This window comes from Sphaerotilus microaerophilus, assembly GCF_023734135.1.
In the GTDB taxonomy this organism is placed as follows: domain Bacteria; phylum Pseudomonadota; class Gammaproteobacteria; order Burkholderiales; family Burkholderiaceae_C; genus Sphaerotilus; species Sphaerotilus microaerophilus.
Window position 1 is genome coordinate 826,399 of the sequence record NZ_AP025730.1, and the last position, 25,680, is coordinate 852,078.

A 25,680-nucleotide genomic window follows, 5' to 3' on the forward strand; every position below is an offset into this window, starting at 1 on the left:
TGCCCGGTCCGTGGAGTTTTGCCCACGAGGAGGAGACGACATGCTGATCGGAGTTCCGAAGGAAACAGCGCCAGGCGAAAAGCGCGTGGCCACTGTGCCGGACGTGGTGGAAAAGCTCGTCAAGCTGGGCTTTGCGGTGGCTGTGGAAAGCGGCGCGGGCGATGCCGCGAATTTTGCGGACGAGACCTACAGCGCGGCCGGCGCCACCGTGGTGCCAACGGCGGCCGACATCTGGACGCGCAGCGACATCGTCTTCAAGGTGCGCGCCCCCAGCACGGACGAGGTTGCACTGCTGCGCGAGGGCGGCACGCTGATCAGCTTCATCTGGCCAGCGCAGAACCCCGAGCTGATGCAGCAGCTGGCCGCTCGCAAGGTCACCGTGCTGGCCATCGACGCGCTGCCACGCCAGTTGTCGCGCGCGCAGAAGATGGACGCGCTGACCTCCATGGCCGGCATCAGCGGGTACCGCGCCGTCATCGAGGCGGCCAACGCCTTCGGGCGCTTCTTCAACGGCCAGATCACCGCCGCCGGCAAGATCCCGCCGGCCAAGGTGTTCATCGCCGGCGCTGGCGTCGCGGGCTTGGCCGCCATCGGCACCGCAGCGAACCTGGGCGCCATCGTGCGCGCCAACGATACCCGCGCCGAGGTGGCCGACCAGGTCGTCTCTCTGGGCGGTGAGTTCGTCAAGGTCGACTACGAGGAAGAGGGTTCGGGCGGCGGCGGCTACGCCAAGGTGATGAGCGAGGGCTTCCAGGCCGCCCAGCGCGCGATGTATGCGCAGCAGGCCAAGGACGCCGACATCATCATCACCACCGCGCTGATCCCGGGCAAGCCGGCGCCCAAGCTGATCACCGCCGAAATGGTGCAGAGCATGAAGCCGGGCAGCGTCATCGTCGACATGGCGGGCGAGCAGGGCGGCAACTGCGAGCTCACCGTGCCGGGCGAGGCGGTGGTGCGCCACGGCGTGACGATCATCGGCTACACCGATCTCGTGAGCCGTCTGGCCAAGCAGTCCTCGACGCTGTACGCGACCAACCTGCTGCGCGTGACCGAGGAGCTGTGCAAGAACAAGGAAGGCCGCAAGGATGGCGTGATCAACGTCAACATGGAGGACGACGCCATCCGCGGCCTCACGGTCATCAAGGAAGGCAGCGTCACCTGGCCGGCGCCGCCGCTGAAGCTGCCCGCGCCGCCACCCAAGGCCGCGGCCGCACCGGCGGCCGCACCGAAGGGGCATGGCCACGGTGCCGGCGAGCCGATGTCCGGCAAGTCGCTGGCGACGGTGTTCGGCATTGGCGCGCTGGCCTTTCTGCTCGTCGGGTTGTACGCGCCGGCCAGCTTCCTGTCGCACTTCACCGTGTTCGTGCTGGCCTGCTTCATCGGCTACATGGTGGTCTGGAACGTGACGCCCTCGCTGCACACACCGCTGATGAGCGTGACCAACGCCATCTCGTCGATCATCGCCATTGGCGCGCTGGTCCAGGTCGCGCCGCCGCTCACCGGTGGGGTGACGGATCGGCCCAATGCGCTGATCCTGGGCTTGGCCGTGTTTGCGCTCGCGCTCACGGCCGTCAACATGTTCGGCGGCTTCGCGGTGACGCGTCGCATGCTGGCGATGTTCCGCAAGTAAGGAGACGACCATGACGTCCAGCCTGGCCACCGTTTCCTACATCGGCGCCACCATCCTCTTCATCCTCAGCCTGGGCGGGCTGGCCAACCCCGAGACCGCGCGCCGCGGCAACCTGTTCGGCATCATCGGCATGACCATCGCCGTGCTGGCCACGGTGCTGGGGCCGCGCGTCACGCCGGCAGGCATCACCTGGATCATCGCTGCGCTGGCCGTCGGTGGCGCCATCGGCCTCTTCGCGGCGAAGAAGGTGCAGATGACCCAGATGCCCGAGCTGGTCGCCCTGATGCACAGCCTGGTCGGCCTGGCGGCCTGCCTGGTGGGCTTCGCCAGCTACGTGGACACCTCCACGGTCTTCCCGACCGAGGCCGAGAAGGCGATCCACGAGGTGGAGATCTACGTGGGCATCCTCATCGGTGCCGTGACCTTCTCCGGCTCCATCATTGCCTTCGGCAAGCTCTCCGGCAAGATCGGCGGCAAGCCGCTGCTGCTGCCGGCGCGGCACTGGCTCAACCTCGCCGGCCTGCTGGTGGTGATCTGGTTCGGCCGCGAGTTCCTGCACGCGCATGACATCCAGGCCGGCATGACGCCGCTGCTGGTGATGACCGTGATCGCCCTGCTCTTCGGCATCCACATGGTGATGGCCATCGGCGGCGCCGACATGCCGGTGGTGGTGTCGATGCTCAACAGCTACTCGGGCTGGGCCGCGGCCGCGACGGGCTTCATGCTCAGCAACGACCTGCTGATCGTGGTGGGCGCGCTGGTGGGCAGTTCGGGCGCCATCCTCAGCTACATCATGTGCCGGGCGATGAACCGCAACTTCATCAGCGTGATCGCCGGTGGCTTCGGTGGCGGTGCCCCGGCCCCGGCGGCCGCAGGCGGTGGTGCGGCCCAGCCGGCCGGCGAGGTGTCGCCGGTCAGCGCGGTGGAGACCGCCGAGATGCTGCGCGAGGCCAAGAACGTCATCATCGTGCCCGGCTACGGCATGGCGGTGGCGCAGGCCCAGCACACGGTCTTCGAGATCACCAAGCTGCTGCGCGAGAAGGGCGTCAAGGTGCGCTTCGGCATCCACCCGGTGGCCGGGCGCATGCCGGGCCACATGAACGTGCTGCTGGCCGAGGCCAAGGTGCCCTACGACATCGTGCTGGAGATGGACGAGATCAACGAGGACTTCCCGGACACGGACGTCACCATGGTCATCGGCGCCAACGACATCGTGAACCCGGCTGCCCAGGACGACCCCACCAGCCCGATCGCCGGCATGCCGGTGCTGGAGGTGTGGAAGGCGCGCACCTCCATCGTGATGAAGCGCTCGATGGCCTCGGGCTACGCGGGCGTGGACAACCCGCTGTTCTACAAGGACAACAACCGCATGCTCTTCGGCGACGCCAAGAAGATGCTCGACGAGGTGCTGGCGGCGCTGCGGGCCTGAGTCGCGTCCCTGCGCCACCCACCCAAGCCGGGCCTTGCCCGGCTTTTCCTTTCGTATCTGTCGATGGGGTGACATCGACCCAGGGTCTTCCCCTGATCAAACCCGGGTATCCAAGGCCCTGCCCTGCGGGAGAATCATTGACAACGCAGCAGTGAACCCACCATGGAACCCGTCTGGCTGAAACAGTACCCCGTCGAAGTGCCGATGCACATCGACACCCGTGTGGCCCCGTCCCTCGTGGCCCTGGTGGACGAGGCCTTCACGAAGTACGCTGACCGCGTGGCCTGTCGCTACATGGGGCAGGATTTCAGCTACCGTCGCCTGGACGAGGCGTCGCGCGCGCTGGGGGCGTGGCTGCAGGCACAGGGGCTGGTGCGAGGCGACCGGGTGGCGATCATGCTGCCCAACATGCCGCAGTACCCGGTGGCGGTGGCCGCGGTGCTGCGTGCCGGTTTCGTGGTCGTCAACGTCAACCCGCTCTACACGCCGCGTGAGCTGGAGCACCAGCTGAAGGACTCCGGCGCGAAGGCGCTGATCGTGCTGGAGAACGTGGCGCACACCTTCGAGCAGATCCGCGCCCAGGTGCCGGTGCAGACCGTGCTGCTGGCCTCGCTGGGCGAGATGCTGGGATTCCCGAAGGGCCTGCTCGTCGACGCCGTGGTCCGCCACGTCAAGAAGCTGGTGCCAGCCTTCAGCCTGCCCGGTGCCGTGCGCTTCAAGGAGGCCCTGGCCGCGGGTGCGCGCCTGAGCCTGCGGCCAGCCAACCCGGGGCCGGAGGACATCGCGGTGCTGCAGTACACCGGTGGCACCACCGGCGTGAGCAAGGGAGCGGTGCTGCTGCACCGCAACCTGGTGGCCAACGTGCTGCAGTCCGAAGCCTGGTTCCAGCCGGCGCTGAAGAAGATGCAGCCCGGCGAACAGCTCGTGCAGGTCTGCGCGCTGCCGCTGTATCACATCTTTGGCTTCAACACGAACATGATGCTGGGCATGCGCATCGGCGCCTGCAACATCCTGATCCCGAACGCACGGGACCTGCCGGCCATGTTCAAGGCGCTGGCCGGGCTGAAGTTCCACAGCTTCCCTGCGGTCAATACGCTGTTTCACGCGATGGTGCATCACGCCGATTTCGGCACGGTGGACTGGAGCAACCTGAAGATCTCGGTGGGCGGTGGCATGTCGGTGCACCAGGCCACCGCCAGGCTCTGGCTGCAGAAGACCGGCTGCCCCATCTGCGAGGGTTACGGCCTGTCGGAAACCTCGCCGACCGTGACCTGCAACCCCACCGACAGCACGACCTTCACCGGTTCGATCGGTCTGCCGATGCCCGACACCGAGCTGAAGCTGCTCGACGACGCGGGCAATGAGGTTCCCGCTGGCCAGCCTGGCGAGATCGCCGTGTGCGGGCCTCAGGTCATGGCCGGTTACTGGCAGCGCCCGGACGAGACCGCCAAGGTGATGACCGCCGACGGCTTTTTCCGCACCGGCGACATCGGGGTGATCGACGAGCGTGGCTATGTGCGCATCGTCGACCGCAAGAAGGACATGATCATGGTGGGTGGCTTCAACGTCTACCCGAACGAGGTCGAGGACGTGCTGACGCAGATGCCCGGCATCATGGAGTGCGCCGTGGTGGGGGTGCCCGACGAGCGCAATGGCGAAACTGTCAAGGCGGTGGTCGTTCGGCGCGACGAGAGCGTCACCGAGGAGGACATCCGTGCCTACTGCGAGCAGAACCTCACCGGCTACAAGCGCCCGCGGCTGATCGAGTTCCGCAGCGAGCTGCCCAAGACGGCCGTCGGCAAGGTGCTGCGCCGGCAGCTGCGGGGGCCGGGTCAGGGCTGACCCGGCCATGCGTGCCCGCGGGCGGGTGGGGCGCTCTCAGAGGCCTTGCAGTTGCGCAATGTTGCTCATGGATCAGGCGGTTGCAGGCATGATCCCGTCCCATGGCTGAGTTCTTCCGCAAGACCGATGCAGGCCGGCGCGAGTTGCGCGAACGCCGGTTGGGATTGCCGCGTGTGGCACGCAACCTGCTGCTGATCATCGACGGGACGCGCAGCGTGCGCGACTGGGTTGGAATGATCCAGGGGGCCTCGCTGGCCGATGCCGTTGCGCTGGCCGAGCTGGGTCTGATCGAGCCGGGCCTGGGCCGGGCTCCTGGGGACAGCGAGCTGGCTGGCCTGAGCGTGACGACGGCGCCTGCGACCCTGTCCGGCGTGCCGTCGGCGCTGCCCGCCGCCTGGACCCGACCGGGGCGGCTCAGCGAGCTGGGTGACCTCCCGTCCCCTGGCGCAGAGCCCCGTCACATGGCCTCGCTGGGGGCGTCGCTGCCGACGATGCTGGCTTCGCTGGGGGGGGATTCCACCTGGGGTGATACGTCGGGTGCGCCGCTCGGCCGCCCCGGCCTGCGCACCACACCGACCACGACAGGTGCTGTGCCTCGGCGGGCGGCGCCTGCTGCGGTGGCGAGCCCGTCGTCCGCCGTGGCGCGTGCGCCGGCGGTGGCCAAGGCGGCGGCCAGCGAGGCCGGCGTGATGTCGGTGCCGCCCTCGACTTGGCCGGGCGAGGACTCTGCCGGCTTCGTGCCCCTGGACGCGGGTGGCCGCCCGGTCGGCCGCACCGGCCTCGACTACAGCGAGCTCTATGACAGCCTGAACGCACTGGTGCGCGAAACCCTGGGCCTGCTCAAGGGCTACCGCTACACCCTGCGCATCGAGCGGGCACGCAACGTGATCGAGCTGGAGGCGGTGGCAGGGGCCTTCCTCATCGAGGTGCGGCGCGTGCGCGGCGATTCCACCGCCCGCATGGTGGAGCGCGCCCTGCGTCTTGGCAGCGGCTAAGCTGCGCGCATGCCTACCCATGCGCCCACGCCCCCCGATCCCGGCTCTCCTGACCCTGTCCCTGCTTCCGCTCCTGCTGTCCCTGTGACAGAGCGTCCGTCCACCGCGGTACGGCCGCGCACGGCCATCGTCGCGGCGATGGCGCAGGAGCTGGCCGCGCTGCTGGCCCACCTTGATGGGGACTTCACCGTGCAGGCCCACGCCGGGCGACGCTTCCACGTCGGCAGGCTGCATGGCGAGCCGGTGGTGCTGGTGCTCTGCGGCATCGGCAAGGTGGCGGCGGCCACCACGGCGGTGCTGCTCGCCGAGCGATACGGTGTGCAGAGGCTGGTGTTCACCGGCGTGGCGGGGGGCTTGGCCCCCGGCGTGCGGGTGGGCGACGTGGTCGTGGCTGGCAGCCTGCTGCAGCACGACATGGACGCCTCCCCGCTGTTCCCGCGCTGGGAGGTGCCGCTCACCGGGCGCAGCGAATTCGCTGCCGATGCCCCGCTCAGCGAGGCCCTTGCCGCCGCCGCCGCCCAGGTCCTGGCCGAGCCGGGGCACTACGGTGCGGCCGGCCTCTCCGACGAGGTGCATGCCCTGGGCGTGCATGAGCCCGCTCTGCACCAGGGCCTGATCGTCAGCGGGGACCGCTTCGTCTCCTCGGCGGGCGAGAGCGTGGCGCTGCAGGCGGCCCTGCCTGCCGCCCTGGCGGTGGAGATGGAGGGCGCCGCCCTGGCGCAGGTCTGCCATGACCTCGGCCTGCCCTTCGCGGTGCTGCGCACCATCTCCGACCGCGCCGATGACAGCGCGCACGTCGATTTCATGCGCTTCATCGAGGTGGTGGCCTCGCACGCCAGCGCCGCGATCGTTGGGCGCTGGCTGCAGTCACTGCCCGGGCGCTGAAGCCCATCGCCCGGGGCGCGCGAACGCCGCTCAGCTGCGGCCTTCCTCCACCGCGTGGCAGGCGATGCGCACGCCGCCGAGCGTCTGCAGCGCCGGGCGCTCTTGCCGGCAGCGCGCGCTGGCCAGCGGACAGCGCGGGTGGAAGGAGCAGCCGCTGGGCGGATTGAGCGGATTGGGCACCTCGCCCTGCACGGGGGTGCGGGTCTGGCCCGTGCGCCGCAGGTCCGGAATCGCGTCCAGCAGCATGCGGGTGTACGGGTGGCGCGGCTCCTCGAAGAGCGCGCGCTTGTCGGCCAGCTCCACCAGCCGGCCCAGGTACATCACGCCCACCTGGTCGGCCACGTGGCGCACCACCGCCAGGTTGTGCGAGATGAAGAGGTAAGTGAGCCCCCGCTCGCGCTGCAGGTCCTTCATGATGTTGAGGACCTGGGCCTGCACCGACACGTCCAGCGCCGAAGTGGGCTCGTCGCAGACCAGGAACTCCGGCCGCGTCGCCAGCGCCCGGGCGATCGAAATGCGCTGGCGCTGTCCGCCGGAGAACTGGTGCGGGAACTTGTCGACGTCGGCCGCCGCCAGGCCCACCGACTTCAGCAGCTCGCCCACCCGCTGCGTCAGCTCGCCGCGCTCGGTCGCCAGCCGGTGCTCCAGCAGCGGCTCGCCGACGATGTCCAGCACCTTCCAGCGCGGATTGAGGCTGGCGTAGGGGTCCTGGAAGATCATCTGCATGCGCCGGCGCAGGGTGCGCGCCTCGGCACCGGCAAAGCCGTGGGTGGTGTCCTGGCCGTCGAAGTGCACCGAGCCGGCCGAGGGCCGGTACAGGCCCACCAGCAGGCGGGCCACGGTGCTCTTGCCGCAGCCTGACTCGCCCACCAGGGCCAGCGTGCGCCCCCGCTCGATGGTGAAGCTCACGCCATCGACGGCATGCACGAACTGGCGCGGCCGGCGCTCCAGTACGCGGTTCAACCAGGGGGCGGAGACGTCGAAGCGGCGCACCAGGTCGCGCACCTCGACCAGCGGGGGCGCCGAAGCGGCTGCCAGGGCCGTTGCAGAGATCGAAGTCATCGTCGTCGTCGATCCTGCGTTCATGCCCGCTCCCCGCTCACGCCCACGCTCACGGGCAGCCAGCAGGCGGCCCGGGTGGCGCCGGCGTCGGCCAGTTCGGGGCGCTCGCGCTGGCAGCGCGCCACGGCCCGCTCGCAGCGCGGGTGGAAGGCGCAGCCGCTCGGGATGGCGTTCAGCCGCGGCATGGCGCCGTCGATCTGCAGCAGGCGCTCGCGGTCCTCGTGCATCGCGGGGATCGAGCCCATCAGGCCGACGGTGTAGGGGTGGGCGGAGCGGTGGATGATGTCCGCCACCGGGCCGATCTCGACGACGCGCCCGGCGTACATCACCGCCACGCGGTCGCTGGTCTCGGCGATCACGCCCATGTCGTGCGTCACCAGCATCACCGCCGCGCCGTGGTCCTGGCACAGCCGCTTGAGCAGGGCAATGATCTGTGCCTGGATCGACACGTCCAGGGCGGTGGTCGGCTCGTCGGCCACGATCAGGCGCGGCTCGGCCGCCAGCGCCAGCGCGATGACCACCCGCTGCCGCATGCCGCCGGAGAACTGGTGCGGATAGTGGTCGATGCGGGCCTCGGCGGCCGGGATGCCGGTGTCCTGCAGCAGGCGGATGGCGCGCTCGCGGGCCTGCGCCTGGGACAGCGGCAGGTGGGTGCGGATGGTCTCCACCAGCTGCTGGCCGACCGTGTACAGCGGGTTCAGCGAGGTCAGCGGGTCCTGGAAGATGGCGCCGATGCGCCGGCCGCGGATGCGCCGCATCGTCTCGGGCGGCAGCTGGTCGATGCGTTCGCCCTCCAGGCGGATCTCGCCCGCGGCGATGCGCCCGGGCGGCTCCAGCAGGCCGATGATCGCGGCGCCAGTGAGCGACTTGCCGGCGCCGGACTCGCCCACCACACCCAGCACCTCGCCGGCACGGATGTCGAAGGACACGTCATCCAGCGCGCGCAGCGTGCCGTGCCGAGTCGGGAACTCCACGCGCAGGTGGCGCACGTCGAGCAAGGGGGGCGGGGTGACGGCGCTCATCTCAGACGGGGATTCAGTGCATCGCGCAGCCAGTCGCCCAGCAGGTTCACCGACAGGGCGATCAGCACCAGCATCACGCCGGGGAAGACGGTGATCCACCACTCGCCGGAGAAGAGGAAGTCGTTGCCCACGCGGATCAGCGTGCCCAGCGAGGGCTGGGTGGGCGGCACGCCCACGCCGAGGAAGGACAGCGTGGCCTCGGTGATGATGGCGAGCGCCACCTGGATGGTGGCCAGCACCAGCACCGGGCCGGTCACGTTGGGCAGCACGTGGCGGAACATGATGCGCAGCGGGTGCACGCCGATCACGCGCGCCGCCTGCACGTACTCCTTGTTGCGCTCCACCAGCGTGGAGCCGCGCACCGTGCGCGCGTACTGCACCCAGTAGCTCAGCGAGATGGCGATGATCAGCACCGCGAAAGCCAGGTGCTCCGCCGCCTCGGGGAACATCGCGCGGCCGGCGCCGTCAATGAGCAGCGCGATCAGGATCGGCGGGAACGACAGCATCACGTCGCACACCCGCATGATGAAGGCGTCCACTCGCCCGCCGACGAAGCCGGCCAGCAGGCCCAGGCCGACGCCCACCACCACCGACAGCAGCACCGACACACCGCCCACGAACAGCGAAATGCGCGCGCCGTACATCAGCGCCGAGAGGATGTCGCGGCCCTGGTCGTCGGTGCCCAGCAGGTAGCGGGCCTGGCCGCCCTCCTCCCAGGCCGGGGGCAGGCGGGCGTCCGACAGCTCCAGCGTGGCCAGGTCGAAGGGGTTGTGCGGCGCCACCCAGCCGGCGAAGACGGCGCAGAAGACGCAGACGGCGGCCACCAGCGCGGCGCCGATCGCCACCGGCGAGTGGCGGAAGCTGTACCAGACGTCGCCGGCAAAGAAGCGTTGCAGGGCAGCTTTCATGGGCGGGACGAAGCCAGTGGGGCGTCAGGACGTCGGCAGCGCATCAGCCGTGGCCTCCGGTGCCGCCCTCGATGCGCAGGCGCGGGTCGACCGCGAAGTACAGCAGGTCCACCACCAGGTTGATGACCACGAAGATCAGCGCGATCAGGCAGAGGTAGGCCGCCATCACGGGGATGTCGGCGAACTGCACCGCCTGGATGAACAGCAGCCCCATGCCGGGCCACTGGAACACCGTCTCGGTGATGATCGCGAAGGCGATCAGCGAGCCCAGCTGCAGCCCGGTGATGGTGATCACCGGCACCATGGTGTTCTTCAGCGCGTGGCCGAAGTACACCGCGCGGTCGCTCAGGCCGCGGGCGCGGGCGAACTTGATGTAGTCGCTGCGCAGCACCTCCAGCATCTCCGCGCGCACCAGCCGCAGGATGAGCGCGAGCTGGAAGATCGACAGCGTGACCGCCGGCAGCACCAGGTGCTTCCAGCCGTCGAGCGTCAGGAAACCGGTGCTCCAGCCACCGAGGCGCACCACCTCGCCGCGGCCGAAGCTGGGCAGCACGCCCAGCGTCACCGCGAACACCAGGATCAGCAGGATGCCGATCAGGAAGGTGGGCAGCGACACGCCCAGCAGCGACGCCATCATCACCACCTGGGCCAGCCAGCGCCCGCGCCGCAACGCGGCGTACACGCCCAGCGGGATGCCCACCACCAGCGCGATCACCGCGGCGGTGAGCGCCAGCTCCAGCGTGGCCGGGAAGCGCTCGGCGATCAGTGCCGAGACCTTGCGCCCCTGGCGCAGGCTCATGCCGAACTCGCCCTGCACCGCGTTGCCGACGAAGGCGGCGAACTGCACCGGGAACGGCTGATCCAGCCCCAGGCTGGAGCGCAGCGCGGCACGGTCCTCGGCGGTGGCGTCCTGCCCGAGCAGGTTGGTGACCGGGTCCCCCACATACTGGAACAGCATGAAGGCGATGAAGGCCACCGCCAGCATCACGGCCAGCGCTTGCGCCAGCCGGCGCAGGATGAAAGCGAGCATGCGAGGCCGGTCAGTTCACCTTCACCAGACGCATCTCGATGCGGTTGTCGGCCCGGTGCACCATGTCGATGTTCTTCTTCACGGCCCAGGGGATCACCTGGTTGTGCAGCGGGATGTGCGAGACGTCCTGGTGGCTGAGCAGCAGGGCCTGCTCGATCAGGTCGTTGCGGTTCTTCTGGTCGACTTCCTTCTTGATGCGCTCGACCAGCGCGTCCATCTGCGGGTTGCTGTAGCGCCCGACGTTGTAGTTGCCATCGCCCTGCGCGCCCAGCGAGCGCACCAGCGACTGCAGGGAGTACAGCGCGTCGAAGGTCGGCACGCCCCAGCCCAGCATGTAGATGCTGGCCTCGTAGCGCTGGATCATCGGGAAGTAGGTGGTCAGCGGCAGGGTGCGCAGCTTGGCCTTCACGCCGATCTTGGCCCACATCGCGGCCACCGCCTGGCAGATCTCCTCGTCGTTGATGTAGCGGTTGTTCGGGCAGGCGAAGTCCACCTCGAAGCCCTGCGCGTAGCCGGCGTCGGCCAGCAGCTTCTTCGCTGCCTCGACGTCATAGGGCCAGCGCACGTCGGCCCTCTTGGTCCAGCCATTTACCTGGGGCGCGATCAGCGTGCCCGTGGGCTGCGCCAGGCCGCGCATCGTGGTCTTGGCGATCGCCTGCACGTCGATGGCCTGGTAGAGCGCACGGCGGACCTTGAGGTCCTTCAGGGGGTTCTTGCCCTTGATGTTGCTGCCCGGCAGTTCGTCGCGGAACTGGTCCATGCCGAAGAAGATGGTGCGGTTCTCGGCGCCGTCGAGCACCTTCAGGTTGCTGGCGTTGCGCAGGCGCGGCAGGTCGGCCGGCGAGGGGTCCAGCACCATGTCGACCTCGCCCGACAGCAGGGCGGCCACGCGGGTGGCCTCCGACTTGATGGGCGTGTAGACGACCTCGGTGACGTTGCCTTCCATCTTGCCCCACCAGTTGGGGTTCTTCGCCAGCACCAGCTTGACGTCCTGCTCCCAGCTCTTGAGCACATACGGCCCGGTGCCGTTGGCGTTGCGGTGGGCGAAGTTCTCGTCCTTGGTCTTGGCGTCCTTGGGTTCGACCGACTTGTTCTTCTCGGACCAGTCCCGGTCCATCATGCGCAGCTCGGTGAGCTGGCGCAGCAGCACCGGGTTGGGCGCCTTGGTGAAGATGTCCACCGTCAGGTCGTCGACCTTGACCACGCGGTCGATGCCCTGGGTGTAGACGCCGTAGTTGGAGGTCTTGGCCATCGCGCGGTTGAGCGAGAAGACCACGTCGTCGGCGTTGAAGGCCGCACCATCGTGGAACTTCACGTTCGGCCGCAGGCTGATGCGCACCTGCGTGGGGCTGACCTGCTTGGAGCCGGTGGCCAGCATCGGCTCCAGCGCGAAGGTGCGGCTGTTGTAATAGAACAGCGACTCGTACACCGCCGCGTGCACCCCGTTGCCCAGCGCGTTGTTCTGCGAGTGCACGTCCCAGGTCGGGATGTCGCTGGCGCTGGCCCACTTGAAGGTGGCGGCGCTGGCGCTGCCGGCGGCGGTGCAGGCGGCCAGGGCCGCGGCGAAGGCGATGCGATGGATCATGGGCAGGCTTCGAGTCTCAGGGTGAAAACGAACACGCCACGCGGTGTACAGCGCGTGGCGCCCAAGTGTGACCGGATCGTAAACCAGTGCACGAATCGTGCACATCCTGCCGTGCAAGGCATTGCTCTGGCCATGGCGTGCGCGCCATGTCACGGCGGTGGGCCGCGGCGCGCTCAGGGGTGCGCCGCGAGCACCTGCGCCACCGCGGCGGTGAGCCGGCGGGCGTAGTCCAGGTGCAGGAACTCGTTGGGCCCGTGCGCGTTGCTCTTCGGGCCCAGCACGCCGCAGACCATCATCTGAGCGGCCGGGAAGCCCTGCTGCAGCAGGTTCATCAGCGGGATCGTGCCGCCCTGGCCAACGTAGCCCAGCGGGGCGTCCCAGTGCGCCAGCGAGGCGGCCTGCATCGCCGTTTCCAGCCAGGGGCTGAGGGTCGGCGCATTCCAGCCGGTGGCGCCCTCCGCACCAGCACGCCCGTCGGGCTGGAAGGTCACGCGGGCGTTGTAGGGCGCATCGGCCTCCAGCAGTGCCTTCAGTTCGAGCGCGGCGCGCGGGCCGTCCACCAGCGGGGGCAGGCGTAGGCTGAGCTTGAAGGCGGTCCAGGGCCGCAGCACGTTGCCGGCCTGGCCGATCGCCGGCAGGCCGTCCGCGCCGGTGACCGACAGCGTGGGCCGCCAGGTGCGGTTGAGCAGCGCCTCGACCGGGTCGGTGGTGGTGGGCAGGGTCGGGCCGCCGTCGGCGCCGCAGGCCCAGGGCTGGCTGCGCCAGGCGGCCTCGCCGAGGATGGCGGCGGTCGCACGGGCCTGGCCGAGCCGGTCGGCGGGGATCTCGCAGTGCAGGCTGGCGGGCAGCAGGTGGCCGGTGGCGCTGTCCTCCAGGCGGTCGAGCAGGTGGCGCAGGATGCGGAAGCTCGACGGCACCACACCGCTGGCGTCGCCGGAGTGCACGCCCTCGGCGAGGATCTCCACCTTGAGCGCGCCTGTGACGTTGCCGCGCAGCGAGGTGGTGAGCCACAGCTGGTCGTAGTTGCCCGCGCCGGAGTCGAGGCAGACCACCAGGCTGACCTGGCCGAGGCGCTCGCGCAGCGCATCCAGGTAGGGTGGCAGGTCGCCCGAGCCGCTTTCCTCGCAGGTCTCGATCAGGCCGACGATGCGCGGGTGCGTGGCGCCCTGGGCCTGCAGCGCCCGCACCGCGGCGATGGCCGCGTAGACCGCGTAGCCGTCGTCGGCGCCACCGCGGCCGTAGAGCTTGCCGTCCTCGATCTTGGGCGTCCAGGGGCCGAGGTCGCTGCGCCAGCCGCTGAACTCGGGCTGCTTGTCGAGGTGGCCGTAGACCAGCACGGTGGGCGCGCTGGCGGCATCCGGCTCGGGGCGGGTGGCGGCGATCTCGAAGAACAGCAGGGGCGTGCGCGGCTGGCCGCGCTCGTCGTTCAGACGCACGATCTCCAGCGTCAGGCCGCGCACCTGTTGGGCCTGCACCCAGTCGGCGGCGCGCCGCACCACCTGCTCGATGTGGCCGTGCTGCCGCCAGTCGGGGTCGAACATTGGGCTCTTGGCCGGGATGGCGATGTAGTCGACCAGCTGCGCGACGATCTGCTCGTCCCAGGCGCGAGCGCTGTGCGCGGCCAGCGCGGCGGTGTCGAGGGCGGGCAGCTTCAGGCGTTCGGGGGCGTTCATGGCGGGCAGACTCCTGGGCAACCGATGCGGCGTGACCCGCACGGGGCATCCAGTTTAGGCCGCCAGGCCCGGGCATGCCGACATGTCGACATGCCGAAGGCCTCGTCAGTGCCAGGCGTGGTCCAGCAGGCGCGGCAGGCGTGCCACCTGGGCGATCAGGCCGTCCGGCAGGCCGCGGCCGGTCAGGGTGCCTGCGGCATGCCAGCGGGCTTCACAGCCGCCGTCGCGGCGGCGCTTGAGCTGCAGGGTCAGTGGCAGCTCGATGGCAGCGTGGTCGTCGCGTTGCAGCACCGTGGTGGTGTCGGCGCTGGCGCCCATCACCAGCCAGAGGTGGCCGGCGTCGCGCGGTTGCAGGGTGGCGAAGACGGGCCAGTCCAGCGCGGCGGCCGCGTCCCGCAGGTGGGCCAGGGCCCGGGCCAGGTCGACCGGGAGACGGCGGGCCGGGTGCTCATCGCCCACCGGATCACCGTCCATGGCCGCCAGGCTCACCAGCGACAGGCTGCTGGTCTGCCAGCACAGCCAGGGGGTGGCGTCGCGTGCAGGGCTGGCTGGCGAGGCGGGGTTCACTGCGGCCCGCCAGACGACGCGCGGCGGGGTGAACGCTGGCGCACTGAGCGTCGACGGCGCGCGCAGGGCGGAAATTGGCGGGAGGGCGGCAGGCTGCATCGGCGGACTCCTCGGTGGGTGGCTGCGGTAGGGATGCGAACGATGCGATCGGTCACGGGTGGCCACAGCAGGATGGGCGGATCCTGTGACGGCTTCACGACGCCCGCGTATCGGCGTGTAAGTTACGGGTCAGGCGAGCGGTGCGAAACCGCCCCCGGCCAGGGGGTGCATGACCCCGCTGACGTGGGCGGCGCACCGACGAACACGCTGCGGGGGCGGCTACATCTCGTCACGTAACGGTGCCGGCCCCGAGGGACTCAGGTCACCGTTGCGCCCGCAGCCCCTCAGCTGCGCTCGAACTTGAACACCGCCGTGCTGGCGAGCAGGTTCGGCAGCCGCTCCACCACGCGGCCCTCGTGCAGGCCAAAGGCTTCGAGGATGCGCAGGCCGCACTGGCCGGCCAGCACCTCGAAGTCGGCGAAGGTGCCCACGCGGATGTTGGGCGTGTCGTACCACTGGTAGGGCAGGGCCTTGGTCACCGGCATGCGCCCGCGCAGCACGCTCAGCCGGTTGGGCCAGTGGGCGAAGTTGGGAAAGCTGACGATGCCGATGCGGCCCACGCGCGCGGTCTCGCGCAGCATGGCCTCGGTGTTGCGCAGGTTCTGCAGCGTGTCGAGCTGCAGCACGACGTCGAAGCTGTCGTCCTCGAAGATGGCCAGGCCCTCCTCGAGGTTGAGCTGCAGCACGCTGACGCCGCGCTGGATGCACTCCAGCACCTTGGCGTCATCGAGCTCGATGCCGTAGCCGCTGCAGCCCTGCTGCTGCACCAGGCGTGCCAGCAGCACGCCGCCGCCGCAGCCCAGGTCCAGCACCTTGGCGCCCTGCGGCACCAGACGCGCGATGGCGTCGATCGACGAGGCGGGCTTCATGCGTGCACCTCCTGGGCGACGTGTTCGAGGTAGGCGCGCACCGCGGCGTGGTAGCGGGGGTCTTCCAGCAGGAAGGCGTCGTGGCCATGCGGTGCGTCGATCTCGGCGTAGCTGACCGTACGCCGGTTGTCCACCAACGCCTTGACCAGCTCGCGTGAGCGCTGCGGCGAGAAGCGCCAGTCGGTCGTGAAGCTCACCACCAGGAACTTCGCCTGCGCCCGGGCCAGCGCGGCAGCCAGGTCACCGCCGTGCGCGCGTGCCGGGTCGAAGTAGTCCAGCGCGCGGGTGATCAGCAGGTAGGTGTTGGCGTCGAAGTACTCGCTGAACTTGTCGCCCTGGTAGCGCAGGTAGCTCTCGATCTGGAACTCGATCTCCTGCGTGCTGTAGGCCAGCTCGGCGCTGCGCAGCGCGCGGCCGAACTTCTCCTCCATCGAGTCGTCGCTCAGGTAGGTGATGTGGCCGATCATGCGCGCCACCCTCAGGCCGCGCTTGGGCACGACGCCGTGGGCGTAGAAGTCGCCACCGTGGAAGTCGGGGTCGGTGATGATGGCGCGGCGCGCCACCTCGTTGAAGGCGATGTTCTGGGCGGAAAGGTTGGGCGCGCTGGCAATGACTAGCGCGTGGCCCATCCGCTGCGGGTACTGCAGCGTCCAGCTCAGTGCCTGCATGCCACCCAGGCTGCCGCCCATCACCGCGGCGAGGCGCTCGATGCCCAGGCGGTCGAGCAGGCGGGCCTGGGCGTTGACCCAGTCCTCCACCGTCACCACCGGGAAATCGGCGCCGTAGGGCCGGCCGGTGGTCGCGTTCAGGTGCATCGGGCCGGTGGAGCCGAAGCAGGAGCCCGGGTTGTTGACGCCGATGACGAAGAAGCGGTTGGTGTCCAGCGGCTTGCCGGGGCCGATCATGTTGTCCCACCAGCCCTCGCTGCGCTCCAGGCCGGCGTGCGTGCCGGCGACATGGTGGCTGGCGTTGAGCGCGTGGCAGACCAGCACGGCGTTGCTGCGATCGGCGTTGAGCGTCCCGTAGGTCTCGTAGACCAGGGTGTAGTCGCTCAGCGCCGCGCCGCTTTGCAGCGCGAGCGGTTCGGCAAAGTGCAGGGACTGGGGGGTGACGTGGCCAAGGGATGCCATGGGACAGCTGCCAAGAAAACAACCCGGCATCGCAAAGGGCGGACACCGGGTCGGTTGGCCCCTCTTTAGCGGCATTTCTAGAGCGCCCGCAAGCCGGATCAAATCGGCGCTGGTCCGCAGTATAGGTCAGCCCCCCGGCCACGGGGGCCGGCGGGTGGCAGATGCACGCCCGGGTGTTCGGCAGCGGTGGCGCCCCACGAACCCGGGATGGCCCCGGTCGGCCGGAGGGTGCAAACTTTTCACGCTCTTGTCCCCGTGGCGCTGCGCGTCAGCGGCTGGTGTGATGTCGCCGGAGCACCGGCAGCCGCACAGGCGGAGAGGACAAGACGGGTGAAGGATCCGGACCATGAGCGCCATTCCTGGCTGGCAGCCGACCATCGTCGCCCCGCTGCCGACCGACGACGAGGACACTGTCCCCGCGACGGCCTGGGCCGGCGGGGCTGCGGTGCAGGCCGCGGGTCCGGCCGGCGGTGCGGCCTGGCTGGGGCGTTGGCTGCTCGGCGGCGGGCTGGTCTTCCTGGCCGGCGTGGCCGCCTGGCCGGCATGGAGCCGGGCGTCGACCTCCAGCTTCGCGCTGGTCTGGCTGGCCGGTCTGGTGGCACTGGGCTACCTGGCCTGGCGCTGGCAGGCGTCGGCGCGTCAGCGTGCGAACGGGCGGCGTCGCCAGGCCGAGCGGTTGCGGGTGGCCGAGGCGGCACTGCAGGCCACCCGGGCAAGGCTGCTCCAGCATGACCAGGCGGTGTCGCGGCGGGCCGAGCGCGCCCGGATGCTGCGCGAGTTGCACGACAGCGTCGGTGGACGGCTGGTGGCCGCCCTGGCGCTGGCCCAGCAGATCCCCATCCAGCCCGGTGCCCTGCTGCCCGAGGCGGCACCCGGCCTGCTGGCCGAGCTGCGCCACCAGGTGGAGGCCAGCCTGCTGGAGCTGCGCCTGTCGCTGGACCACCTCGAAGATGGGTCGGGGTCCCCGCTTGTGCAGGCCCTGGCCGACCTGCGCGACCACGCCGCGCCCATGCTGGCGGACGCAGGCATCCGCCTGGTCTGGGAGCTGCATGGGCCGGTGGAGGAGGTGACGTTGGGCGCGCACACCACACTGCAGCTGCAGCGCATCGCCCAGGAAGCGCTGTCAAACATCGCCCGCCACGCCCGCGACGCCAGCGAGGCCCGCTTGCTGCTGGAGCTGCTCGACGGCGAAACCGGCCGCCACCTGCGGCTGGCCATCAGCGACGACGGCCATCCGCCCGGCCCGGCGCCGACCGAGTTTGCGCCCACCCAGCCGCCGCTGCGCAGCGGGCTCGGCTGGGCGCGGCTGCAGCGTCAAGCCACGGAACTGGGGGCGCAGCTGGTAGCGGGTGCACAGGCGCGCGGCTGGACCGTCGACCTGGTGTTGCCGCTGCCGAGCCGCCGCTGAAAGGCGGAAGGGCCGAGGGACCGGCCCTGGGGCAAAGACGACATGGGCCTGCGTCGAGGCCAAGCCGGGGGCAGGGAGGGCGTTCCCGCGTCAGCCCATCAGGCTGTCGGGGGCGCGGTCTGCACGAAGCTGGGCCGCTGTGCGAGCTTGTCGGCCAGGCGGGCGAGGTTGGCGTGGCGGCTGCGCCAGTCGATTTCCGGGAAGCGGAAGTCGAGGTAGCCCAGCGCGCAGCCGCAGGCGATGTCCGCCAGGCTCAGGTACAGGCCCACGCACCAGTTGCGCTCGCCCAGCGCGCGCGACATCGACGCCAGGCTGGTGTCGACCTTGTCCAGCTGCCGGTCGACCCAGGCCTGGCAGCGCTGCTCGGCCGGGCGGCCGGGCCAGTTCAGCTCCATGCGGGCCGCGATCGCCGCGTCCATCACGCCATCGGCCAGCGCCTCCCAGGTGCGTACCTCGGCGCGCTCGCGACCCCGCTCGGGGATCAGCTTGCCCACGGGGGACAGCGTATCGACGTACTCGGCGATCACCCGCGAGTCGAACAGCGCCTCGCCGCCTTCCAGCACCAGGCAGGGCACCTTGCCGAGCGGGTTGCTGGCGACCACCTTCGGCTGAGCCGACCAGGGATCATCCAGGTCGAGCTTGTATTCGAGTTTCTTTTCCGCCAGCACGACACGCACCTTGCGTACGTAAGGGCTGGTGAGGGAGCCAATCAATCTCATGCAGGAACCAGGGTGGGCCGGGGGGCGTGACAGGGGTTCGGATCATTCTAGCGAGCCGCCTGCGTGGTTGCAGGCGCGCTGCCAAGCCGGTCCGGGACCGCGTCAGGCCACGACCTGCAGCCGGCTGCGCATGCTGGCGTGCAGGGCGTCGTCACAGCGGTGCATCAACGCCGTCACGGTGTCGCCTGAGCGGGTCAGGCTGTGGCCGTTGTGCACCCGCACCTGCAGGCCCGGGGCGATGGCCGACCAGTCGTGCCCATTCACGGCGCTGGTGAGGCGTTCGCAGATGCGGCTGCTCTCCTCGCGGCCGGAACGGTGCAGCAGGATGGCGAACTCGTCGTGCGTCCAGCGCGCCGGCAGGTCGCCGCTGCGCAGCTGCTGACGCAGCATGGCCGCGACGGCGCAGAGCACGCGGTCGCGCACCAGCGGGCCGAACTGTGCAGCCATGGCCTGTGCGTCGGCCACCGCGACCAGCAGGACCGAGCAGCGCGCACGCTCCACGTCGGTGCGCAGCAGCAGGGACTCCGTGCGTTGGACGAACTGGCGCCGGTCGGCCAGGCCGGTCAGGCTGTCTTCGCTGGGGCGCAGCGCGGTGGCGGCGGCGGTGAGGGCCCGCGTGCGCAGGTCGGCGTCGACCTCGGCGCCTCGGCGCTGGGCCGCCAGCCCCGCCGCGCGGGCCTGCCGCCGGGACCGGGCACGCTCGCGCTCGACCTCCAGCGCTGCGGCGTGGCGTCCCTGGGCCGCGAGCACGCGGCTGAGCAGGCCGGCAGCGAGGTCGGCCAGAGCGAGGTGGGAGAGCTGGCGCGCCTCGGTGATCACGCCGCGCGCGGTGGCTTCGGCCTCTTCCAGCCTGCCGGCGGCCCGCGCCACTTCGGCGCTGGCGCACAGTGCCAGCAGGTCGAGCCAGCCGCGCTCCCGGTGTACCAGCGGGCGAATCTGCGTGAGCAGCCGCTGCGCCAGGGCGGGCTCGCCGGCCCAGCAGGCCTGCAGCACCTGTACCCAGCCGAGCAGGAAGCGCCCCGGGCGCTGGGTGACCGAGTTCGGCACGCCCGGGCTGCGCTCGCAGCTGCTCAGGGCGTCTTCGATGCCCTGGCCCAGGCGATCGAGCAGGCTGGCGCGCTGCGCCCGGGGCTCGTCATCGAGCGTCAGCACGGTGGCCAGCGCCCTGCCGCAGGCGCGGTGGATGGCCAGGTGGGCCAGCCAGTCGCCGCGGCCCCGCTCGCGGGCCCGGTCCATGCCTTCTGCAAAGGTCTGCTCGGCCGCCTCGACCTGGCCACTCCAGGCCAGCGCCAGCCCGAGCGGGTCGGCGGCGATCACGGTGGCCAGCGGCTGCGGTGCCTGGCGCGCCAAGGTCAGCGCCAGGGTCCCGGTGGCAATCGCCTCGTCCAGGCGCTGCAGTGCCGTGAGCGCCGTGCAGCCCAGCGCGAGCGCCTCGACCTCCCCGTCGGTGCCGCCGTCCTGGCGCAGCAGCAGGGTGGCGTGGTCGGTGAATTCCAGCGCCTGCAGGTAGTTGCAGGCCCGCAGGTCGCAGCGTGCGAGGTGCAGCAGCGCGCGGGCCTCCAGTGCGGTGTCATCGACCTCGCGGGCGCGCTGCCGCAGCTGGGTGGCCAGGAGCCGGCAGGCATCGAGGGCACCCTCGCGCCATTGCGCCTGGCACGCGGTGTCGAGCTCATCCAGGCTGAGCAGGCTGGTCATGCAGGCATCCCCCGATGCGTTGTGGATCTTCGTTCGGACGCGGTGCACCGCTTGGGTGGCTCGCGCGCAATTTGTATGTGGCCTGTGGGCCAAAGTATCGCGGTCGGGGGGCTTTGGGGCTGTGCAGGAATTGACGATTTTGCTGAATCGGGCGCGACTACCCCATGGCCGGGGGAGCCAGGAGCAGACCGGCAGGGCGGTATCAGGCCAGGGCGGCCTGCAGGCGGGTCCAGGACGGCTGGACGGCGTCGATCAGTTCGTCGCGCTGGCAGCCACCCGCCGGAGCCAGCTGCTCGGCGGCGGCTTCCAGATCCTCCTCCTGCAGCAGGGCGTCGACCACGGCACCCAGGCCGAGCAGGCGGCGCAGGCGGGGGTCGAGTCCGGCCCAGGCGTCGGTGGGGCGGACGCGCTCGCGCACGAAGTGCACCACGTCGTTGGCGAGCCCCCAGGCGGCGCACAGCGCGCTGCCGTAGCTGGCGTGGCTGACGCCAAAGGCCTCGGTTTCCGCGGCGATCAGGGCGGCGCGGTCGTGCCCCAGGCCGGCCAGCAGGGCGCCATAGCGCTGCGGGGCATGGGCCAGCAGCACCGCCTGGCCGCTGTGGGCAAACAGGCCGGCGGTGTGGGCGTGCAGGCCATCGAGCCCGAGGGCGCGTGCACTGCGGCCCATCAGCAGGCCGCTGCGGCTGGCTTGCTGCCAAAGCGCGTCCATCGCGGGCGACGGCGTGAAGGCGGCGCGCAGGGCCGTTTCGTAAGTGATGGCCGCCACCTCGCGCGTGCCGAGGTAACGCACTGCCTCGCCCACCGTCTCGACGCGACGAAGCAGGCCGAACATGGCACTGTTGACGGTGCGCACCACCGCGGCGGCGAGGGCGAGGTCCGATTCGATCAGCCCGGCCATCTCGCCCAGCGGGGCGTCCTCGCGCTCCAGCAGGGCGAGCATCTGGACCAGCGTGCGCGGGCAGGCGGGCAGGTCGGCGTCGAGTCGGCGCAGGGCGGCGGGTAGGGGCATCGGGGTCCTCGTCGGGCACGGGCCGGCGGAGGGCGCCGGCCTGGCGCGATTGCAGCAGACTCCGGCACCAATCCGGCCATGGCCGATGCCCGTGGGGCCCGGCCCGGCGGACTTCGGTCACGCCCGCCGCACGGACATGGCACGCGTCAGGTGCTTGGGCGGGGGTCGAGCAGCGCCTCGCACTGGGTCCGGGCGCTGCTGCCGGCGCGCTGCTGCCGGCACACCGGGCGCAGCTGTTCGGCCAGACGGTGCAGCCGGGCGGGGCCGTCGGCGGTGGTTTGTTGCCAGCCTTGCAGGGCCGCGGCAATGCGCTGCAACGCGCGCACATTGCGCACGTGGTAGGCGTCGTGCTGCTGGGAGAGTTCGGCCAGCACGCTGGCCGTGGCCTCCTCGATGCGTGCGCCGTCCTCGGGGGCCAGCTGCACCAGCCAGGCCACGTGGCTGGCGCCCCACTGCAGCCGGGTGGCCGGGCCGCGGGCGGCTTCCCAGGCGCGCTGGGACCAGCGCAGCGCCTCGCTCATCTGCCCCTGGGCCCTGGCCAGGCTGGCCAGCTGGCCCATCAGGTAGTGCGGCGCAGCGGCGCGGGGAAGGTTGGCGGTGAGCAGGGCACGGGCTTCGGCGGGCATGCCCGCATCGGCGAGCAGGCGCGCGGCCGTGGGCACCACGGCCTGGCGCTCGCCAGGGTCGGGCGTGTCCCGCTCGAAGCGTTCCACCAGCTGGCGGATCTCGTTGCGCAGTTCGGCCGGGACATCGGCGTCGCCCTGCGGCCGGCCGAGGGTGGCCAGCTCCACCCGCACCTGCAGCGCCGTCAGGCGGTCGGCACGGGGCAGGCTTTCATCGGCGGCGAGGCGGCGCGCCGCCTGGTCCCAGGTCTGCTGCAGTTGTTGGCGTTCGCGGCTGCCGGCCACGCTGAGGGCGGCCAGCACCGCCGTCGCGTCATTGCTGACCAGGTCGAGCTGCTCGCGGGCACTGCTGCCGTCGCCCAGCAGGCGCAGCAAGGCCGCCCCGGCCGCGCTGCGCAGGTCGGCGTCCAGCGCAGCGGCGGTGCCGGCGGTACCCGCCGCCGCGGCCGCCTTGAGCAGCAGCCGGGTGTGGGTGGCCCGCAGGCCCGGCGGGCAGGCCTGGGCCAGGTGGGCGAGGGCGCGCGCCCGGTCGCCGGGGCGCAGGGTGTCGCGGTCGTCTGCATCCCAGGCATACCAGGCGAGCTGCCGCCATTCGTGCACCGGGAGGGCCTGGCCGGCCAGGGCGGCGGCCAGCACGTCGGTTGTCGGTCGGGTGGCGGCGCGGGCGGCCGAGCCGCCCAGTGCGGAGCGCAGCGCATTCACGTACAGGCTGGCGTCGAGCTCGCCGGGCAGGCGGGTGAGCTCCTCGCCCTGGGGGGACAGCAGCAGCATGCTCGGGTAGCCCCGCACCCGGAAGCGCTCGCCCAGCCGCTGGGCGCCGGGGGCGTCGCCGTCGATGTACAGGGGAATGAAGCCGCGCGAAAGTTCGATGAAGTCCACGCGCCGGAACACCGTGGCCTTGACCTGCTGGCAGGGTGGGCACCACTGTGCGCCCCAGAACAGGAACACCGGCTTGCCCTCGCGCCGGGCCTGGGCGAAGACGGCCTCCACATCGCTGCTGTGCTGTGCCTGCTGCCAGGCGATGGCGGGCGTGTAGGCGCTGGTGGCGTCGACGCTGGTCAGCGCCAGGGCCGCGCTGGCCAGCAGCGCCAGCGCACCCAGGCGCCAGCCGGCCGGGGTCGGGCGGGGAGAGGGCGGGCGGTTCGACGTGCGTGCCATGACGTTGCAAATTGTGCAGCGTGGCGGTGCTGGTGTCGCTACCCTCGATCCCGGGGCATCCCCGATGGTTTGCGGGGGTGAGGTCCCGCGCAAACCCGCAGAGTGGCCGTCCTGCCACCCCCGTCAGGCCGCGTCCGATTCGCGCCCGGCATCGGCGCCAAGCCAGAGCTGGGGGTCGCTGGCCTGGGCCACGGGAGTGGCGCGTGCCAGCGCCATCCAGACTGCAAAGGGCAGGCCGGCCTCGTGCGGCAGGGCCCGCGTCGGTGCCGGGCGCAGCAGTTCCAGCCGCATCGGCGCGTTGTCTGCCTCGTCGGCGTCCGGGCCTGGGCTCCTCGACAGCGGCAGGGCCGGCCGGCGCGCCACCAGCACGCCGCACTCGGGGGGGATTTCAGCGGCCTCGGCGATGCCCTCGGCCAGCACGTAGTACAGCGCCCCGGCCATCTGCAGGTAGGCGGCCCGCTTGGCCGGGCGGCGCAGGTCGGCCAGCAGGTCGGCGCGGCGCACCTTGATCTCGTGCACCACCGGCTGCAGGTAGGCCGCCACGCTGGTGTGGCGCACGGAATAGACGTCGGGCATCGCCATCTGCCAGCGCGGCTGTCCCGTGTCGTCGGTGACGCGCGCGCGCATCGCCAGGCCGCGCCAGGCGATGCGGCCGTCGCGCGCCAATGCCGTGGCCACCTGGCCGACCAGGGCTTCGTGTGCGCTGCGCGCCGCACGGTTTCGCTCGGCCGTCTGTGCCAGCACCTGCATGCCCGCATCGCTGACACGCACGCTCAGCCGCCCGGCCGCATCCTCGCGGCGCTCCAGCAGCCCGGCGGCGATCAGCTCCGCCTCGATCACGTCCTGGCAGGGCCATCCGGCCGATCGCCAGACATCGCGCAACCGCCGCCGGTGGGTGGTGCCGATGGCCGGGCCAGGCGGATCTGCCGGGGGAGGTGCAAGGGGGGCGACGGGACGCTCGGGCATCTGCGCAGCGTAGCGCAGCCGGCACGGTTCAGTGCAGCTCGCCCACCAGGGTCTGGAAGGAGAAGAAGTCCACCCCGTCCGGCAGGGTGTGTTCGGTGATCTCCAGGCCCACGCCGCTCGGGCCGCCGTCCAGCCAGCCCCAGGCCGGTTCGCTGCGCGGCTCGGCGGCACGGGTCGGCATGCCCCGCAGCAGGCGCGCCAGGGCGGCATCCATGCGCACGGTCTCGGCGATCAGGTCGGTGCCGGTGAAGGGGGTCATGGCGTGCTCCGAGGTGGCTGGCAGGTTGGCGGGGAGGCTGCGGGGCGGTGGCAGTGGTCTGCTGCCATGGAGCGGATCTTGGCCCGCCAGCCTGCTGGGCTGTATCACCCCAAGGGAGGATTTGTTGGGGGGTGTCTCCCGGTCGGCACCCCCAAAATGGGGGGGTGACTCGCCTGGTGGGGGGCATTGGGCGGTGGTGAGTGATGCCCCCCTGATGCCTGTGCTGGATACATAAAGCTCGGTGATTACCCCTGGCATGGGTGAAATCCATGCAATATGGCGACACAATGTATACATGATGGCAGCCCCCCACGACACCCCCCCCTCGCTTGCCGGTGCGGATCGCCCCAGCGAGGCCGGTGCCAGCCAGAGCGTGCTGGCGCAGCAGCGCCTGCGCGAGTTGATCCTCTCCGGCGAGCTGCCAGCGGGTACGCGCATCCTGGAGGTGCCGTTGGCCGAGCGGCTGGGCGTGTCGCGCACGCCGGTGCGCACGGCGCTCGTGCGGCTCGAACAGGAGGGTCTGCTGGAGGGACTGCCCAACGGCGGTTACCGTGTGCGTCACTTCAGCGACCACGACGTGCGCGACGCCATCGAGTTGCGTGGCACCGCGGAGGGCCTGGCTGTCCGCCTGGCGGCCGAACGCGGCGCGCCGGCCCCGCTGCTGGCGGCGGCGCGCGAGCACCTGCAGGCCATCGACCAGGCGCTGGCGGCACCCAGCTTCGGCGCGGCCGAGTTTGCCGACTACGCCGCCCACAACGAGCGCTTCCACGCGCTGCTGTCCGAGCTGCCGGGCAGCGAGGTGATCAAGCGCGAGGTCGAGCGGGCACGCAGCCTGCCGTTTGCGTCGCCGAGTGCCTTCCTGGGCGTGCAGCTGTCCCAGCCCGGTGCTCGCGAGATGCTCATCCTGGCCCAGCAGCAGCACCACGCCGTGCTGGAGGCCATCGAGCTGCGCGAGGGCGCTCGGGCCGAGGCGCTGATGCGCGAACACGCCCGCCTGGCCCGCCGCAACCTGGAGCGCGCCCTGGGCGACCACGCCGGTTGGAGCCTGGTGCCCGGCGCGGCCCTGCTGCGCCGACCCGATGTCTGACCAAAGACGCCTGACGTTCGAAGCCTGACG

22 protein-coding genes and 1 riboswitch are annotated in these 25,680 nt (G+C 71.1%); of the genes, 7 read left to right on the forward strand and 15 right to left on the reverse strand.

Going from position 1 to position 25,680, the window contains the following annotated elements; genetic code table 11:
* The first annotated feature begins 40 nt into the window (after positions 1–40).
* From NGK70_RS03565 to NGK70_RS03585, 5 genes are all read left to right on the forward strand, one after another.
* Positions 41–1,630, forward strand: a complete 1,590-nt coding sequence (locus tag NGK70_RS03565) for a Re/Si-specific NAD(P)(+) transhydrogenase subunit alpha (protein WP_251972002.1) — start codon at positions 41–43, stop codon at positions 1,628–1,630.
* A 10-nt stretch (positions 1,631–1,640) separates the two neighbouring features.
* Positions 1,641–3,059, forward strand: coding sequence for a Re/Si-specific NAD(P)(+) transhydrogenase subunit beta (pntB, locus tag NGK70_RS03570; RefSeq protein WP_251972003.1), 1,419 nt, complete (start codon positions 1,641–1,643; stop codon positions 3,057–3,059).
* A gap of 162 nt (positions 3,060–3,221) precedes the next feature.
* Positions 3,222–4,901: a long-chain-fatty-acid--CoA ligase gene (locus NGK70_RS03575; RefSeq protein WP_251972004.1), complete on the forward strand. Its 1,680-nt coding sequence runs from the start codon at positions 3,222–3,224 to the stop codon at positions 4,899–4,901.
* A gap of 101 nt (positions 4,902–5,002) precedes the next feature.
* Positions 5,003–5,896 (forward strand): hypothetical protein, encoded by an 894-nt coding sequence (locus NGK70_RS03580; RefSeq protein ID WP_251972005.1) that lies wholly within the window; start codon positions 5,003–5,005, stop codon positions 5,894–5,896.
* 138 nt (positions 5,897–6,034) lie between these two features.
* Positions 6,035–6,781 carry a 5'-methylthioadenosine/adenosylhomocysteine nucleosidase gene (locus NGK70_RS03585; RefSeq protein ID WP_251973669.1) on the forward strand — a complete coding sequence of 249 codons (747 nt, stop codon included), beginning with the start codon at positions 6,035–6,037 and terminating at the stop codon, positions 6,779–6,781.
* 30 nt (positions 6,782–6,811) lie between these two features.
* On the opposite strand, the gene NGK70_RS03590 is transcribed toward NGK70_RS03585, so the two are convergent.
* The 9 genes from NGK70_RS03590 to metX form a co-directional block, all read right to left on the reverse strand.
* Complete coding sequence (locus NGK70_RS03590) at positions 6,812–7,843, reverse strand: ABC transporter ATP-binding protein (RefSeq protein ID WP_251972006.1); 1,032 nt, start codon at positions 7,841–7,843, stop codon at positions 6,812–6,814.
* 20 nt (positions 7,844–7,863) lie between these two features.
* Positions 7,864–8,865 carry an ABC transporter ATP-binding protein gene (locus NGK70_RS03595; protein WP_251972007.1) on the reverse strand — a complete coding sequence of 334 codons (1,002 nt, stop codon included), beginning with the start codon at positions 8,863–8,865 and terminating at the stop codon, positions 7,864–7,866.
* Positions 8,862–9,773 (reverse strand): ABC transporter permease, encoded by a 912-nt coding sequence (locus NGK70_RS03600; RefSeq protein ID WP_251972008.1) that lies wholly within the window; start codon positions 9,771–9,773, stop codon positions 8,862–8,864. The genes NGK70_RS03595 and NGK70_RS03600 overlap by 4 nt, the downstream gene beginning before the upstream one ends.
* A gap of 43 nt (positions 9,774–9,816) precedes the next feature.
* A complete protein-coding gene (locus NGK70_RS03605; protein ID WP_251972009.1) occupies positions 9,817–10,803 on the reverse strand; it encodes an ABC transporter permease in 987 nt (328 codons plus the stop codon).
* Between the two features lie 10 nt (positions 10,804–10,813).
* Positions 10,814–12,388: an ABC transporter substrate-binding protein gene (locus NGK70_RS03610; RefSeq protein ID WP_251972010.1), complete on the reverse strand. Its 1,575-nt coding sequence runs from the start codon at positions 12,386–12,388 to the stop codon at positions 10,814–10,816.
* A gap of 173 nt (positions 12,389–12,561) precedes the next feature.
* A complete protein-coding gene (locus NGK70_RS03615; protein WP_251972011.1) occupies positions 12,562–14,061 on the reverse strand; it encodes a M20/M25/M40 family metallo-hydrolase in 1,500 nt (499 codons plus the stop codon).
* A gap of 105 nt (positions 14,062–14,166) precedes the next feature.
* A complete protein-coding gene (locus tag NGK70_RS03620; RefSeq protein WP_251972012.1) occupies positions 14,167–14,727 on the reverse strand; it encodes a hypothetical protein in 561 nt (186 codons plus the stop codon).
* Between the two features lie 284 nt (positions 14,728–15,011).
* Positions 15,012–15,596 (reverse strand): methionine biosynthesis protein MetW, encoded by a 585-nt coding sequence (metW, locus tag NGK70_RS03625; protein WP_251972013.1) that lies wholly within the window; start codon positions 15,594–15,596, stop codon positions 15,012–15,014.
* Positions 15,593–16,726, reverse strand: coding sequence for a homoserine O-succinyltransferase MetX (metX, locus tag NGK70_RS03630; RefSeq protein WP_251972014.1), 1,134 nt, complete (start codon positions 16,724–16,726; stop codon positions 15,593–15,595). Before metX ends, metW begins: the two co-directional genes overlap by 4 nt.
* Positions 16,727–16,770: 44 nt before the next feature.
* Positions 16,771–16,846, reverse strand: a riboswitch (SAM riboswitch).
* A gap of 226 nt (positions 16,847–17,072) precedes the next feature.
* Between metX and NGK70_RS03635 the strand changes: the two genes are divergently transcribed.
* Positions 17,073–18,134: a sensor histidine kinase gene (locus tag NGK70_RS03635; protein WP_251972015.1), complete on the forward strand. Its 1,062-nt coding sequence runs from the start codon at positions 17,073–17,075 to the stop codon at positions 18,132–18,134.
* A gap of 98 nt (positions 18,135–18,232) precedes the next feature.
* Here the strand turns inward: NGK70_RS03635 and NGK70_RS03640 are convergent, their stop codons facing one another.
* The 6 genes from NGK70_RS03640 to NGK70_RS03665 all read right to left on the reverse strand — a co-directional run bounded on the left by NGK70_RS03640 (position 18,233) and on the right by NGK70_RS03665 (position 24,563).
* Positions 18,233–18,853, reverse strand: a complete 621-nt coding sequence (locus NGK70_RS03640) for a glutathione S-transferase N-terminal domain-containing protein (protein ID WP_251972016.1) — start codon at positions 18,851–18,853, stop codon at positions 18,233–18,235.
* Between the two features lie 102 nt (positions 18,854–18,955).
* Positions 18,956–20,548, reverse strand: a complete 1,593-nt coding sequence (locus NGK70_RS03645) for a sensor domain-containing diguanylate cyclase (RefSeq protein WP_251972017.1) — start codon at positions 20,546–20,548, stop codon at positions 18,956–18,958.
* 202 nt (positions 20,549–20,750) lie between these two features.
* Positions 20,751–21,557, reverse strand: coding sequence for an HDOD domain-containing protein (locus NGK70_RS03650; protein WP_251972018.1), 807 nt, complete (start codon positions 21,555–21,557; stop codon positions 20,751–20,753).
* Between the two features lie 146 nt (positions 21,558–21,703).
* Positions 21,704–23,338 (reverse strand): thioredoxin fold domain-containing protein, encoded by a 1,635-nt coding sequence (locus NGK70_RS03655; protein WP_251972019.1) that lies wholly within the window; start codon positions 23,336–23,338, stop codon positions 21,704–21,706.
* Between the two features lie 123 nt (positions 23,339–23,461).
* Positions 23,462–24,304 (reverse strand): hypothetical protein, encoded by an 843-nt coding sequence (locus NGK70_RS03660; RefSeq protein WP_251972020.1) that lies wholly within the window; start codon positions 24,302–24,304, stop codon positions 23,462–23,464.
* A 28-nt stretch (positions 24,305–24,332) separates the two neighbouring features.
* Positions 24,333–24,563, reverse strand: coding sequence for a hypothetical protein (locus tag NGK70_RS03665; protein WP_251972021.1), 231 nt, complete (start codon positions 24,561–24,563; stop codon positions 24,333–24,335).
* A 298-nt stretch (positions 24,564–24,861) separates the two neighbouring features.
* On the opposite strand from NGK70_RS03665, the gene NGK70_RS03670 reads away from it, so the two are divergent.
* Entirely contained in the window at positions 24,862–25,650 is a 789-nt protein-coding gene (locus NGK70_RS03670) for a GntR family transcriptional regulator (RefSeq protein ID WP_428985600.1), read from the forward strand.
* Positions 25,651–25,680: the final 30 nt, after the last annotated feature.

Bases quoted from the DNA above. Each gene is read 5' to 3' on its own strand.
- NGK70_RS03565 (WP_251972002.1), top strand. From the start codon at position 41: ATGCTGATCGGAGTTCCGAAGGAAACAGCGCCAGGCGAAAAGCGCGTG.
- pntB (WP_251972003.1), top strand. From the start codon at position 1,641: ATGACGTCCAGCCTGGCCACCGTTTCCTACATCGGCGCCACCATCCTC.
- NGK70_RS03575 (WP_251972004.1), top strand. From the start codon at position 3,222: ATGGAACCCGTCTGGCTGAAACAGTACCCCGTCGAAGTGCCGATGCAC.
- NGK70_RS03580 (WP_251972005.1), top strand. From the start codon at position 5,003: ATGGCTGAGTTCTTCCGCAAGACCGATGCAGGCCGGCGCGAGTTGCGC.
- NGK70_RS03585 (WP_251973669.1), top strand. From the start codon at position 6,035: ATGGCGCAGGAGCTGGCCGCGCTGCTGGCCCACCTTGATGGGGACTTC.
- NGK70_RS03590 (WP_251972006.1), bottom strand. From the start codon at position 7,843: ATGACTTCGATCTCTGCAACGGCCCTGGCAGCCGCTTCGGCGCCCCCG.
- NGK70_RS03595 (WP_251972007.1), bottom strand. From the start codon at position 8,865: ATGAGCGCCGTCACCCCGCCCCCCTTGCTCGACGTGCGCCACCTGCGC.
- NGK70_RS03600 (WP_251972008.1), bottom strand. From the start codon at position 9,773: ATGAAAGCTGCCCTGCAACGCTTCTTTGCCGGCGACGTCTGGTACAGC.
- NGK70_RS03605 (WP_251972009.1), bottom strand. From the start codon at position 10,803: ATGCTCGCTTTCATCCTGCGCCGGCTGGCGCAAGCGCTGGCCGTGATG.
- NGK70_RS03610 (WP_251972010.1), bottom strand. From the start codon at position 12,388: ATGATCCATCGCATCGCCTTCGCCGCGGCCCTGGCCGCCTGCACCGCC.
- NGK70_RS03615 (WP_251972011.1), bottom strand. From the start codon at position 14,061: ATGAACGCCCCCGAACGCCTGAAGCTGCCCGCCCTCGACACCGCCGCG.
- NGK70_RS03620 (WP_251972012.1), bottom strand. From the start codon at position 14,727: ATGCAGCCTGCCGCCCTCCCGCCAATTTCCGCCCTGCGCGCGCCGTCG.
- metW (WP_251972013.1), bottom strand. From the start codon at position 15,596: ATGAAGCCCGCCTCGTCGATCGACGCCATCGCGCGTCTGGTGCCGCAG.
- metX (WP_251972014.1), bottom strand. From the start codon at position 16,726: ATGGCATCCCTTGGCCACGTCACCCCCCAGTCCCTGCACTTTGCCGAA.
- NGK70_RS03635 (WP_251972015.1), top strand. From the start codon at position 17,073: ATGAGCGCCATTCCTGGCTGGCAGCCGACCATCGTCGCCCCGCTGCCG.
- NGK70_RS03640 (WP_251972016.1), bottom strand. From the start codon at position 18,853: ATGAGATTGATTGGCTCCCTCACCAGCCCTTACGTACGCAAGGTGCGT.
- NGK70_RS03645 (WP_251972017.1), bottom strand. From the start codon at position 20,548: ATGACCAGCCTGCTCAGCCTGGATGAGCTCGACACCGCGTGCCAGGCG.
- NGK70_RS03650 (WP_251972018.1), bottom strand. From the start codon at position 21,557: ATGCCCCTACCCGCCGCCCTGCGCCGACTCGACGCCGACCTGCCCGCC.
- NGK70_RS03655 (WP_251972019.1), bottom strand. From the start codon at position 23,338: ATGGCACGCACGTCGAACCGCCCGCCCTCTCCCCGCCCGACCCCGGCC.
- NGK70_RS03660 (WP_251972020.1), bottom strand. From the start codon at position 24,304: ATGCCCGAGCGTCCCGTCGCCCCCCTTGCACCTCCCCCGGCAGATCCG.
- NGK70_RS03665 (WP_251972021.1), bottom strand. From the start codon at position 24,563: ATGACCCCCTTCACCGGCACCGACCTGATCGCCGAGACCGTGCGCATG.
- NGK70_RS03670 (WP_428985600.1), top strand. From the start codon at position 24,862: ATGGCAGCCCCCCACGACACCCCCCCCTCGCTTGCCGGTGCGGATCGC.